The following is a 12,856-nucleotide window of genomic DNA, read 5'->3' as shown; positions in this document are numbered from 1 at the left end:
CCCGTCCCCACTCGCCTCTCATGATGCCCCTCCGTTTCATCCGATTATGCCTCCGGCCTGACGCATTGACTGCCAGCGTGGCGCTCTGCCTTTGCGTTGCCCTGATGCCTGTCCACATCAGGGCTGCGGGTAATGCCCCCCCCCCCCTTCAGGCTGAATCCGAACTCCCGCTCAGTTGGGTGGCCTGGAATACGAACGAAATCAAATCCATCGTCACCATTCCCGCCGACCCAAAACGTTCCACTCGCGGTCTCTTCGACGGCAAACCAGAGACCTCGACACGCTTCAACAAACTCGAAGACGGCGGCGTCACCATCCGCTTCAAACAACCCCGCGACATTCAGCGCCTCGCTTTCGTGCAAAACAGCCGCGCCAATTGGGCGGCACCCCGTCAGCTTACCATTATTCTCAACGGCGACGCGACCGCGCCCCTCAACGTTGAACTCAAAAACGTTCGTGAAAAAATCCAGGCCGTTTCCCTCAACCGCAACGTCCATTCGCTCGAAATCCATGTCGCCTCCATCTGGCGCGGTTCCGGCAAGAACGCGGACGGGGGTGGTTTTTGCGACATCAGCGAAGCCATCATCACTCCCGCCGAATGGTCACTGCTCGAAACTCCGCTGCAATCCCACCAGACCACCCTTCGCGTCAGCATCACCGCCCCCGTTCGCACGCAGGGAAAACTGACGGCCATGATCGACAGACGTATCATCTACGATTACCCAGCGCTCGACCTTCAGGCAGGCACACACGACTACACTCTTGATCTCGCCAAACTCACCGAATCCCAACCCTACGACCTGCCTCCCCGTCCCCAGAATCTGGGCACACTTGCGGTGATAAGCACCGACCCCGATGTCGCGCTCGAAATCAAAAGTGTCACTCCGCTTCAGGCCGCGCTCCCCGAATCCAAATGGGCACCGCTGCCGCCCATCCATTTCCCCACCCGCCAAATCGATGGCGAAACGTATCGCGAAGGCATCAGTTACAACACCGCCGGACGCTTCGCAAACACCGCCTACAACGGACTCCTTACCGAACTCGTCGCCGCAACGTGGTTCCGCGCCTACACTGGCAATGAACGCCAGCGCACCCGCCGTCAGGATTTTGATTTCTATGCCGACGGCCAGACCGCCGACGCCACCGGACGCGCCGGCGGCGAATGGAAAGCCCGCGCCCGCGAGACCTACGAGGATTCCAAAAAAATCGAGGTCAACTGGACCACCATGAAAATGGACATGGGCGTTGAGAAAGACACCCTCCACTACACCTACGGCATCCTTGTTCCCGGGTTTCTCGTTGATTCACCCCGTCCCCTCAACCTCAGCTCACGCGGCGGCGGCAATCTTCCCGTCCGCAGCGGCGCGCCCGACGAGGACGAGGACCGTTTCCAAACTCTCTCCTCCGCGTCTGGCTCCGGCAAGATCTCCCGAATCGGTCCCTCCGCCATCCTCACCAGTCGGGGGCTTCTCAACAAGCCGCAAGACATCCGCAACCTGCAAGAACCCTGGTTCGTGGGCATCTGGGGCATCGGCGGACAAAAACCTTCCCCGACCTTCTTTGGCGACAAGGCCGTGGCCGTGCTCTTCACCTCCGACGCCCGCGGCCCTGTTCAATGGACAGCCTCCGGCCTTCGCCTGCCGCCCGGACGCTGGGGTGTCAGCACCGCCTTCCACGGCCTGCTCAACGACAACTGGGACGCCGCGCTCCTCGCAGACCGCGCCCGCCTCCTCGCCCGTTTCCTCCGCACTTATCCGGTGGATTGCCGCGAGTATTACAAAGTCGAGGACGACACCGTTCGCATTTTTAACGAATTCACTTACGAACGCTGGGGCCGGCCCGACTGGCAGGCGCCCGACTACGCCCCCATCCCGCCGATTTACAGTTGGGGCCGGGATTCACGTGGCTGGTCAGGCATCCCAAACGGTGTTTCAGGAAAAAATGCTGTCCGCGAAGTCAAGACCCAGATCGGCCCTTGGCGCTGGCAAAACGGCAACACGCTCACCTACGAACTGCCCCGCTTCGCCGCGCCTCACGCCGCGTTCCCGCGCCGTACCGAATTTTCCGGTACAATCGAGGCGGTTGAAGCCGGGATCCATGCCGTTGCGACCGCAGAACCGCACACCTATTACAACAACCATCCGTGGAAAGCCCCCTACTTCAAGCGTTGGTCCCACGGACTCCTCGGCGGCGGATTTTTGTCCGAACAAGCCCGGAACGAGTTGCTGGGAATCGCCCGCCCGCTCGTCGTGCGCATGTATGAACCTTCGTCGTGGATTCCCCGCAGAGAACGTTTCACCGGCGAACCCTACTATGTCCGCGGCTGGCGGGACCGCACCGCGTTGCCCGCGATGTTCGGCGACCCCAACTCCAACGTCGGCCAGGCCGCGTATTCAACCTACCTCTACGCCAAATACAGCGGCGATTGGGCGCTGATCGAAAAACTCTGGCCGCGTATCATGGACACCCTGCGGATTTTCGAGGTTCTCAACGACTGGGCAATCCCGCAAACCACCTCGCGCGAGGCCACCAAATACGGCTCCATTGACATGGACACCATCGCATACGCCGGCGTCGCCGCGATGGAACGCATGGCCGAGGTTTTGGGCAAGACCGACGATTTTGAGCGCATCGCCTACCTCCGCGCAAAACTCGCGGCATCCACCGCGCTCCGCTTCAACTTCGCCCGCTATCTCGACCCGGAGAAAAAATCCCCCAGACTCTACGGAGCCGGTTTTGCCGAGGACGGCCCCTGCATCGAGGTCGCCAAGTCCAATTCAGCCAGTGGCCTTGATCACATCGCCATGTGCCTTTCATGGACCGGCGAAATGCCCGAAATGTTCGGCTTCTATTTCAACGCCCTCGGCGCTGATTTTATGAGAGATTTCCAGGCCGTCTTCATGGACACATATTTTTCCGACTGGCGCGAGATGCCCACTAACCCCTCGCGCACGGCAACCCACATCGCGGCCCGCAGCTATCTCCCCGACTGGCCCGCCGCGAAAATCCAGGAGGACATCACCATCTGGCTAAAACACATCAAACGCACCGCGCCAAAATACGACGCGGGCGGCATGATCGGTGCCTGGAGCGGACACGACACCGGCGTCTCGCTCATCAACTGGGAACCCGCCCGATTCGTATCCAGTGATTGGATTCAAAATGAAAGGCGTCTTGTGGTTGATCTGGTCAACGACAAGCCCTTCGTCCTCGAATTTGCCGCGCCCCGCCGTGTTGACTCTGTTCTCCTGGACGACACGCCGCTGCCCGCCTCTGCCCTCGATAAAACGCCTGCGCTCAATGCCGCCAATCCCGCCGCCCTGCATTATCGCCTCCAACTTCCACGCGGCGGGCAAATCACGATCACCTTCCACCCGTAACATCCCCCCCGCCATGAACACCAACCCGATGCCACTACCCCTTCTTACTGACAGGAGACGGAGCTTCGCTCCGTCTCCTGTCAGACCTTCACGTGAAGGTCTCGGCCTTGCCCCGGCCCATGCCGCCTTCACGCTCATCGAACTCCTGACCGTCATCGTTATCATCGGCATCCTCGCTGCCATCATCCTTCCCGTGACCGCAAAGGTTCGCGAGAAAGCCCGCTCCGCAAAATGCCTCTCCGCCATGCGCCAATGGGGCGTGGCACTGCAAATGTATTTGCAGGACAGCAAAAGCATTCTCCCGGAATCCCACTATGGCGGTGCAAACCTCCACTCCACCCTTTCTCCTTATCTGGCCATGCCCAAAAATCCGACGCCTGCGCAAATTGCAGCTCGCGGTATAGGTTGCACGACGGACAAGTGGAAGCACGGTTTTAACGATCCTCTCAGCATGAACCCTCTTTCCAATGTGACGGAGCCAACCCGGCAGGTTTACGGCATCGATATATTCCAAATACGGGACCTTCGCTGGCTTACGACCGGCCTCTTTAGCGGCAAAAGCGATGCAAAGGCCCTCGGCGACGCCGTTCCGAAAGCGCATTCGGGGCGGGTCAGTGTGCTGTATGTTGCCGGCAACGTGGCTTCAAAAAAATGTAGCGAAATCATGTGGGGCGATGTCACCCGCGGTGCCGTTAACATGCGTAAGGTAACGCGTGACCCGTATTGGACTCCTGCCGACGATACGACGCCGATAGGCAGTCCCGAATTCGATCGCTGACATCCATCAAGCAAGCCGCCACGTCATCTTCCTGCCCTCCCCCCATTCCGCTCTGTTTTTGAAAAAATCTCACCGATGAACACACCAACCTCCTTCGATCTAGCCCGCAAGCTGGGCATCAAAACGTATTCGTTTCGCACGATCAAAGAGATCCCCGACCTGATCGCCGCCGTAAAAAAATGCGGTGTGGATGGCGTCGATCTCTCGGCCTGCCACGTCAATTACGACGACGTTGCGGAGCAGGAAAAACTGATCGGTCTTTGCCGCGAGTCGGGGATTCGCATCTCCGGAATCGGAGTCACCAATTTGAAAAACGACGAAGCCTTCAACCGCCGATTCTTCGCCTTTGCGCAACGCTCGCAGTGCGGCCTGGTGAGTTGTTCATTTGAACCCCAGGACCATGAAACCGTCATAAAAATGGTGGAACGATTCTGCGGCGAATACGGCGTGCACGCCGCCATCCACAATCACGGCGGCAGGCATTGGCTCGGCAATCCGACCGCCCTGCGCTATGTATTTGAGAAGTGTAGCAAACAGGTCGGCCTCTGTCTCGACACCGCCTGGTGCCTGCAAGCGGCGGGAAATCCGATGGAGTGGCTGGATATGTTCGGAGAGAGATTGTATGGCGTCCATTTCAAGGACCTCGCTTTCACCCGCGAAGGCAAATGCCAGGACGTCGTGGTGGGGCAAGGCGCACTGGATTTGCCGGCCTTCATCGAAAAATTCCGCAAGCTGCCATTCGACGGGTCAGTCGTGGTTGAGTTCGAGGGAGAAGACCCGGTGGAACAAAGCGCCCGTTGCGTGACGGCCATTCGCGCGGTTCTTGCCGGGCAACCAGTCCCGTCCTGCGCGAAAGCGTAACCCGCTCCGCTCTTTCAAAATCATCCCCAACTCACCCATGAATCGTCGTTCCTTCCTCCGCTTCAGCTTCGCTGCCACACTCGCCGGATCGCTCGCCGGATCGCTCACCGCGATTGCCGAAAAAACGGGACGCCGACCACGCATCCTTTTGCGCAATGCCTGGCAGAGCATGAATATCGGCGACATCGCGCATTATCTCGGACTGCTCGAACTGCTGGAAAAATTCAGGATCGATGCCGAGGTCCGCCTTTGGCCGAGCAACCTCGGGGATGGCGCCGACGCCCTGCTCGCCCGGCGTTTCCCCAACGTCATCGTGGTTTCAAACAAGAAGGACATCGCCACCGCGTTTCAGGAGTGCGATTTTTTCCTGCACGGCTCCTCCGCCGGCTTTGGGGCGTCTGAACATGCGGCGCGCTGGCATCGGGAAACCGGCAAACCTTTTGGCGTCATCGGCGTGACGCTGGTCGGGCGCGTTGACCAGAAGAAGATAGATACGGCGAGCAAGGCGGACTTCATTTTTTTCCGCGAAAGCATCTCGCTGAAGAAGGCGCGGAATCGCGGGTGCACCGCGCCGATCATGGAGTGGGGCCCGGACACAGCTTTTGGCGTCGTCACGCTGCGCAACGACAAAGCCGCCACCGCGTTTATGAGCGAGCACGGGCTGGAGGAGGGGAAGTTCATGTGCTGCATTCCGCGCTGGCGCATAACGCCGCACTGGCTCATCGGCGCCCACAAGGTCAACGAGGCCAAGCAGAAGCGGAACGAGGAAATGAAGGAGCACGATCACGCGCAGTTGCGGGCGGCGATCATCGCCATCACCCGCGAGACGGATTTGAAGGTGCTTGTCTGCCACGAGGACAAAACGCAGATCCAGCTCGGCAAGGAGATGGTTTTCGATCCCTTGCCCGACGACGTGAAGAAGAAAGTCGTCTGGCGCGATCATTTCTGGCTTACCGACGAGGCGCTCAGCACCTACGTGCGCAGCGCAGGGCTGTTCGGCAACGAAATGCACAGCCCCATTATGTGCATCGCCAGCGGCATCCCTGCCGTTGTCTGCCGCTTCGAGGAGCAGACGCAGAAGGGTTTTATGTGGCGCGACATCGGCCTCGACGAGTGGCTTTTCGATCTCGACAAGCCTGACGAGGTCACGCGGATCGTGCCGACCGTGCTCGCGATTGCCAAAGACCCCGCCGCAGCGAAAGCCAAGGCCGCCAAGGCGCGCGAAGTCGTGCTGGAGAAACAGCGCGAGGAGATGGCCGCCCTCACGAAGTCCCTCGCCCGCGTATAAACCCACATCCATTCACCCGCCCATAAACCTCCGGTCGAATACGAGGGTGACGATGCCGTAAACGCAACCGCCCGCTGCGTGGAGTCGATCCGATCGACGTGGGCGGGGTGACTCTGGCGAGGATTCGGGAAAAACCTGATCCGGACAGCCGGTGAGCAGGTGAGCGTGGGCGGACATGCACCCGAACAAGAGCTTGTCTGCCTCCCCCGCCTGTATCCTGCTCTTCCCTCATGCGCATTATCCGCCACCTTTCTTCCGATGGCCCGGCATGGGCCGCGCTCCGGCCCGACGGTTCGGCCCTCGCTATCGACGGTGATCTTTTTTCCGACAATCCCGGCCACGGCGCCGTCGATCCCGCGCGGCTCGTCACGGGCCGCGTCGTCACGCCCGGCAAGCTCCTCGCCCCCGTCCGGCCGCCCAACATCCTCGCCATCGGCCTCAACTACCGCAAACACGCCGAGGAGGGCGGCAAGGGCGTGCCCGAGCGCCCCATGCTCTTCCTGAAAGCCACCTCCTCCCTGCAAAATCCCGGCGACCCCGTCGAAATCCCCGTCGCCTGCGCCAGTCACGAAGTCGATTTCGAGGCCGAACTGGCCGTCGTCATCGGCCGCCGTTGCAAGAACGTCAGCCGCGAGGACGCCCTGTCGTATGTTCTCGGATACACCTGCGCCAACGATGTCTCCGCCCGCGACTGGCAGCAGCGCCTCGGCGGCGGCCAGTTCTGCCAAGGCAAGAGTTTTGATACGTTCTGCCCGCTCGGCCCGGTGCTCGTCACGCGCGACGAGATTCCCGACCCCGGCGCGCTGAAACTGCGCGCGCTGCTCAACGGCGAGATCATGCAGGACTGGACCACGTCCGACATGGTTTTTGATGTGGCCACGCTCGTCTCCTTCCTGAGCGGCAGCAAGACGCTGCTGCCCGGCACGGTGATCCTGACCGGCACGCCGCACGGCGTCGGTTTCGCCCGCAAGCCGCCCGTCTTCATGAAGCCCGGCGACACCATCAGCATCGAAATCGAAAAAATCGGCACCCTCACCAACCCGGTGATCGCCGAGCCGGTGTGACGCGGTGTGTCATCGCAAGCGCAACTTGAGATCGGTGGCGATCACAAGACGGCCGCTCCAGGTCTCGACCGGCTCGTTCCGGAAAAGGCGCAGCACGTGGCCCTCCAGCGCAGTCATCCCCGGTTCCTTGAGCCGGAGGAGCAGGATTCCTGCATGCGTTCCCGGGGTGAAGCGTCGCGCATCCGAAAAATCCAGATCTTGCGTCACCAGAAACCGGCCTTCGCCCTGCGCGCCCTGCCAGACCGCATCGTCGGGGCAACCGCAGAGATTCTCGTCCGCAACCGTGTCCGTATCGTGACCAAGCTGCCGAAGGGCAACCGCCAAGGATACGGGAAGATTTTCGTCGAGTTTGATTTTCACGCAACGGCGGGCAGTTGCGGGAGAGGGATATCTTCTTCGGCCGATGCTGCAGCGAAGGCAATGACCGCCCGCATTGCTTCGTCGCTCAGGCCCGGAAAATTTTTCAGGATATCTTCCACCCGATGACCCTCCGCCAGGCTCGCCAGGACCGTTCTTACAGGCACGCGAGTTCCCTTGATGACGAGTTGTCCTCCGCACACGCCGGGATTGCGTTCAAACCAAGCTGCATAGTTCATACGCGCATACTGTCCCGTCCTTTTGCCACTTGGCAACAGCAGTATGCCACCTTCCACCGGAGACCGCTACGTTCTTGCGAACCGGCCAATAATTTCCGAACCTCGGCTCCCTCACTCTCAAGGGGCCGTCGCGCCGTTTCCCGGATGTATCTCAATCTCATACAAGTTGCCGAATCGTTCGGAGTTTCCGAAAAAACCGTCGAAGACTGGATTGAACACGAGGGGCTCCCCAACACCCCGGATCGCGGCCGTCTCCTTTTCGACCGCACGCAAGTCGCCAACTGGGCCGCTGGTCGCGGTCTCGCCGCCCGCACCGGCTTTCTCGCCCCTTCCACCCCCGCGGTTTCTGCCAGCCTGCGCCTGGAACCCCTGCTGCGCGCCGGCGGCATCTGGCGCGACGTTTCCGCCGATGGCCTGACCGGCGTGCTCGACCAGGTCGTCGCCACCCTGCCCGGCGCCACCGATCCGATCCGCCGGCTGATCGTGCAACGGCTCCACACCCGGGGCGGCATCACCTTCGCTCCCATCGGCGACGGGCTGGCCATGCCCCACCCGAGCGCCCGCGTCGCCCTCGGGCGCGACTCCGGCACCCTCGCCCTGTTGTTGCTTCGCGAGCCGCTCGCGCTCTCCGAAGAGGCCCCTGACGGCGTCCCGATCACCCGGCTGTTTTTCTTCATCGCCCCGTCGCCGCGCGCGCACCTCGATTTTCTCGGCAAACTCTGCCGCCTGCTCGGGCGCGGCCCGCTGCGCGCCGCCGTGCTGCGCGGCGCAGAGGATGCCGAGATCCACGCCACCCTGGCCGAAGCGGAAAAGGAGGCCGGAGCTTGAACACCGCAATGGCCCTCACCGTGGCACGGGCTTCCAGCCCGTGTTCCGAAGTGGCGCGGGCGTCTCGCCCGCTTTCGTGGTGGCGCGGGCGTCCCGTCCGCAATCCGGAGGGCAGAGGACAGAGGCCGGAGGCCAGACAACCGGCAGCCGGAACCGGCCTTCTGTCCTCTGGTCTCTGGCCTCTGTTCTGCGGGCGTCCCGCCCGCTTCCCCGCACGGGCAGGCAACCCGTCCTGCTGCACAGACACGGGCCGGAGGCCCGTGCCACTCCGGAGCGGGCGGGACGCCCGCGCCACATTCCCCGCAAGCCGCCCATGATCACCGGCCTCCTCCTTTCCCTCGCCTTCCTCTCCCTCGTCGCCGCCATCGCCACGGCGTGGCGGCTGCCGCGCGGCGACTGGCTCACCCTTAACCTCGTCGCCTGCGCCGCCGGTCTCGGCGCGGCGCTTTCGATCCTCTTCGGCCCGGCGGGAGCAGGCACCGGCACGGATGCGGCGACCATGGTATGGCAATGGCGAAGCGCATTTCCCCTCGCCGGCGAGATCATCTCGCTCCGCCTCGACGGCGTAAGCGCGTTGTTCCTCGCCCTGCTCGCCGTGGTCGCCGGCGCCGGTGCCGTCTACTCGCACGAATACTGGAGCGACGAAGACCACCCCGACTCCGCCCGGCGCAGCCGGGTCTGGTGGAGCGTCATGGTGCTCTGCATCGGTTTCGTCCTGCTCAACGCCAACGGACTCCATTTCCTCATCGGCTGGGAACTCTTCGCCGTGGCCAGCTACTTCCTCATCACGCTGGAACGGCAGCGTGACGACGTGCGCGCGGCCGGCTGGCTCTACCTTGCGGCCTCCCACGCCGGCACGCTTTGCCTGTTCGCCTTCTTCGCCCTGCTGGCGGCGCGCACCGGCTCCTGGGAACTCGGCCCGATGCGCGACCACGCCGCCACCGGCGACGCCGGCCTCGCCCCGCTTTTCTGGCTCGCTCTCGCAGGCTTCGGCCTGAAGGCCGGGCTTTTCCCGCTCCATATCTGGCTGCCGTCGGCGCACGCGAACGCGCCGAGCCACGTGTCCGCGCTGATGTCGGGCGTGACGATCAAGATCGGCGTCTACGGACTGGTGCGTTTCAGCGGCTGGCTGCCCGTCCCCGAGGCCGCCGGCTGGGTGCTGCTCGGCGTGGGCGCGGTCAGCGCGCTGCTCGGCATCGCCTTCGCCTTTGCCCAGAACGACCTCAAGCGGCTGCTCGCCTACTGCTCGGTGGAAAACGTCGGCATCATCACCATCGGCCTCGGCGGCGGCCTGCTCGGCGCAGCCCACAATGACGCCGCCTGGGGACGCCTCCTGCTGGCCGGCGCGCTGCTGCATGTGTGGAATCACGGCCTGTTCAAGGCGCTGCTGTTTTTCGGCGCGGGCAGTGTGCTCCACGCCACCGGCACCCGCGAGATGAGCCGGCTCGGCGGTTTGTGGAAACGGATGCCGTGGACGGCGGCGGCGTTCGCGCTGGGCGCGGCGGCCGTGTCGGCCCTGCCCCCGCTCAACGGCTTCGTCAGTGAATGGCTGCTCTATCTCGGACTGTTCGACGTGGCCACCGGCGGCAGCGTGGCCATGTGGGCGGCGATGCCGGCGGTGCTCATGATGGCGGTCGCAGGCGCGCTCGCCCTGGCCACCTTCGTGAAGGCCGGAGCGACGGTCTTTCTCGGCGCGCCGCGTTCCGACGCGGTGGCGCATGCCCACGAATGCGGTCCCCTCATGCGCGGCTCGATGGCCGCGCTCGGCGGATTGTGCGTGCTGCTCGGGCTGATACCGGTGCTCGTCTGGCCGGCGGTCTCGCGCGCCGTCGGCGCGTGGCATCCGGCATGGGCGACGGAGGCCGCGGGCGCGCACCCGGCGCCGCTGGCGACACTCGGCCTCGTGCATGTCGCCCTGGCCATTCTTTTCGCCGGCGCGGGCGTGTGGCTGTGGCGTCGCGTCCGCGCCGGCCGCGGCGCGCCCGGCGAGGCGGATGCCGCGACGCTGCGGCGCGGCCCGACCTGGGATTGCGGATACGCCGCGCCGACGGCGCGGATGCAGTACACGGGCGGATCGTTTTCCGGCATCGTCGCGGAGTGGTTCGCGTGGATTTTCCGTCCGGAGCGCAGCCTGCGGCGTCCGCACGGCGTATTGCCGGCGCAGGGCGGGGCGAGCCTGACGGAGCGCGTGCCGGAAACGGTGCTGGAGCGCGTCATCGGCCCGGCGGCCCGCGGCGTCATGCGCATCAACGCTGCCGTGCGCCACCTGCAACACGGCCGGTTGCAGTTCTACATCGCATACCTGTTATGCGGCCTCGCGGTGCTGGGCATCATCACCTGGCTCGGCGGAAACGCGGGAGGAAGCGGACAATGACAACCGTTCTCTCCACCCTCCTCGACCTCGTGCTCCGGCTGGCGTTGTGGCTGCTGGTCGCCCCGCTGCTGCCCGGTATCGTCAACCGCGTGAAGGCGTGGGTCGCCGGGCGTCGCGGCCCGCCGCTGCTGCAACTCTACTACGACCTCGCCCGGCTCTGGCGAAAGGGCGTCGTGCTCAGCGACCTCGCCTCGCCCGGCTTCATCGCGGGGCCGGCCATCGCCTGGGTCGCCCTGCTCGGGGCGGCGCTGCTGATGCCGCTGGGCCCGGTGGGCGGCGCGCTCGATTTTCGGGGAGACGTGCTGCTGTTCGTTTACCTGCTCGCGGTCGCGCGGTTTTGCACGGCCTGGGCCGCGCTGGAAACCGGCTCGGCCTTCGAAGGCATGGGCGCGGCGCGCGAGGTGAGCTTTGCGGTGATTGCCGAGGCGGCGCTCATCACCGCCATCCTCGCGCTCGCGGTGCAGAGCGGCAGCGTGGCGCTCGATGCCATGCTCGACCATCCGCCGGGCGGCGGCGCGCTGATGCTCGCCGCGGGCCTGTTCACCGTGCTCCTCGCCGAAAACTGCCGCGTGCCGTTCGACGATCCCAACACGCATCTCGAACTCACCATGATTCACGAGGCGATGATCCTCGATCACAGCGGCCCGCCGCTCGCCATCATCCTGCACGGCGCGGCCATGAAACTGCTCCTCTTCGCGGTGCTGCTGCCGCAGACGGTGCTGCCGATGGGCGAATGGCCGCCGCTGGCGGCCGCCGGCATCCTCGCCGGATCGGTGCTCGTCGTGACGATCGGCGTGGGTCTGGTGGAATCGCTGCTGGCGCGGCTCGCGTTCCGGCAGGTGCCGCTGCTCCTGACCACGGCATTCCTGCTCTGCCTCTTCGCGCTGCTGCTCGCCCTCCGGAGCGGCGGCATTCCTGCCGCTGCCGACGACGCGCTGCGTCGCCCCGTGGCGACAACGGCAGGCGTCCCGCCCGGTCATTCCGACAACCCCATGGAAGGAGGCGCCCGGTGAGCGGCATGAGTTCGACCGCCAATCTCCTCATCGGCCTCGCCATGGGTCTCAACCTCGTGGCGCTGGCGAGCAGCCGGCTGCCCGGCGTGATCCGCGCCGTGGCCGTGCAGGGCATGGCGCTCGGCGTGCTGCCGCTGCTGCTGGAGGCGAAATTCGACTGGCGCGTGGGCCTCGTCGCGCTGACGACCGTCATCGTCAAGGGGTTTGTCATCTCGCATCTGCTGCGGCGGGCCATGCGCGCCGCCAGCATCGAGCGCGAGATCGAGCCGCTCATCGGCCAGGTGCCGTCGCTGCTCCTCGGCACGGCGGGCACCATCGCGGCCGTGGCGTTTGCGCGGACGCTTCCCCTGCTGCCGGAACATGCGGACACGCTCCTCGTGCCCGGCGCGCTGGCTTCCGTGCTGACCGGGTTTGTGCTTCTCATCGGCCGCACCAAGGCGATCTCGCAGGTATGCGGTTATCTGATACTGGAAAACGGCATCTACCTGTTCGGCCTGCTGCTCCTCCACTCCACGCCCCTGCTCGTGGAATCGGGCATCCTGCTCGATCTCACCGTCGGCGTGTTCGTCATCGGCATCATCGTGGACCGCATCCAGCGCACCTTCGACTCGCTCGACACGGGCAAGCTCACTGCGCTGAAGGAATAAAAAATGAACCACGGAGACACAAAGGTA

11 protein-coding genes are annotated in these 12,856 nt (G+C 64.1%); 9 read left to right on the top strand and 2 right to left on the bottom strand.

What is annotated here, in order from left to right; all coding sequences use genetic code 11:
- Positions 1 to 20: 20 nt before the first annotated feature.
- The 5 genes from OPIT5_19345 to OPIT5_19325 all read left to right on the top strand — a co-directional run bounded on the left by OPIT5_19345 (position 21) and on the right by OPIT5_19325 (position 7,371).
- On the top strand, positions 21 to 3,380 hold the full coding sequence (locus tag OPIT5_19345) for a hypothetical protein (GenBank protein AHF92066.1): 3,360 nt from the start codon (positions 21 to 23) through the stop codon (positions 3,378 to 3,380).
- Positions 3,381 to 3,393: 13 nt separating this feature from the next.
- On the top strand, positions 3,394 to 4,158 hold the full coding sequence (locus OPIT5_19340) for an N-terminal cleavage protein (GenBank protein AHF92065.1): 765 nt from the start codon (positions 3,394 to 3,396) through the stop codon (positions 4,156 to 4,158).
- A 75-nt stretch (positions 4,159 to 4,233) separates the two neighbouring features.
- A complete protein-coding gene (locus OPIT5_19335) occupies positions 4,234 to 5,019 on the top strand; it encodes a sugar phosphate isomerase (GenBank protein AHF92064.1) in 786 nt (261 codons plus the stop codon).
- 37 nt (positions 5,020 to 5,056) lie between these two features.
- Complete coding sequence (locus OPIT5_19330; protein AHF92063.1) at positions 5,057 to 6,307, top strand: polysaccharide pyruvyl transferase; 1,251 nt, start codon at positions 5,057 to 5,059, stop codon at positions 6,305 to 6,307.
- A 230-nt stretch (positions 6,308 to 6,537) separates the two neighbouring features.
- Entirely contained in the window at positions 6,538 to 7,371 is an 834-nt protein-coding gene (locus OPIT5_19325) for a 5-carboxymethyl-2-hydroxymuconate isomerase (GenBank protein AHF92062.1), read from the top strand.
- A 9-nt stretch (positions 7,372 to 7,380) separates the two neighbouring features.
- On the opposite strand, the gene OPIT5_19320 is transcribed toward OPIT5_19325, so the two are convergent.
- On the bottom strand, positions 7,381 to 7,731 hold the full coding sequence (locus OPIT5_19320) for a hypothetical protein (protein AHF92061.1): 351 nt from the start codon (positions 7,729 to 7,731) through the stop codon (positions 7,381 to 7,383).
- A complete protein-coding gene (locus tag OPIT5_19315; GenBank protein AHF92060.1) occupies positions 7,728 to 7,967 on the bottom strand; it encodes a hypothetical protein in 240 nt (79 codons plus the stop codon). The genes OPIT5_19320 and OPIT5_19315 overlap by 4 nt, the downstream gene beginning before the upstream one ends.
- A 144-nt stretch (positions 7,968 to 8,111) precedes the next feature.
- Here OPIT5_19315 and OPIT5_19310 point away from each other — a divergent pair, with 144 nt between their 5' ends.
- The 4 genes from OPIT5_19310 to OPIT5_19295 all read left to right on the top strand — a co-directional run bounded on the left by OPIT5_19310 (position 8,112) and on the right by OPIT5_19295 (position 12,829).
- On the top strand, positions 8,112 to 8,795 hold the full coding sequence (locus OPIT5_19310; protein AHF92059.1) for a PTS sugar transporter subunit IIA: 684 nt from the start codon (positions 8,112 to 8,114) through the stop codon (positions 8,793 to 8,795).
- A 313-nt stretch (positions 8,796 to 9,108) separates the two neighbouring features.
- Entirely contained in the window at positions 9,109 to 11,169 is a 2,061-nt protein-coding gene (locus OPIT5_19305) for an NADH dehydrogenase (GenBank protein AHF92058.1), read from the top strand.
- Positions 11,166 to 12,182: an NADH dehydrogenase subunit 1 gene (locus OPIT5_19300; protein AHF92057.1), complete on the top strand. Its 1,017-nt coding sequence runs from the start codon at positions 11,166 to 11,168 to the stop codon at positions 12,180 to 12,182. The genes OPIT5_19305 and OPIT5_19300 overlap by 4 nt, the downstream gene beginning before the upstream one ends.
- 5 nt (positions 12,183 to 12,187) lie before the next feature.
- The gene (locus tag OPIT5_19295; protein ID AHF92056.1) at positions 12,188 to 12,829 is read left to right on the top strand and encodes a hydrogenase; all 642 of its coding nucleotides are present in this window, start codon (positions 12,188 to 12,190) and stop codon (positions 12,827 to 12,829) included.
- The last annotated feature ends 27 nt before the right edge of the window (positions 12,830 to 12,856 follow it).

The organism is Opitutaceae bacterium TAV5, from assembly GCA_000242935.3.
Classification (GTDB): Bacteria; Verrucomicrobiota; Verrucomicrobiia; order Opitutales; family Opitutaceae; genus Geminisphaera.
Note: the sequence above shows the minus strand (reverse complement) of the source record. Positions and strands in the feature narration are given on the sequence as shown.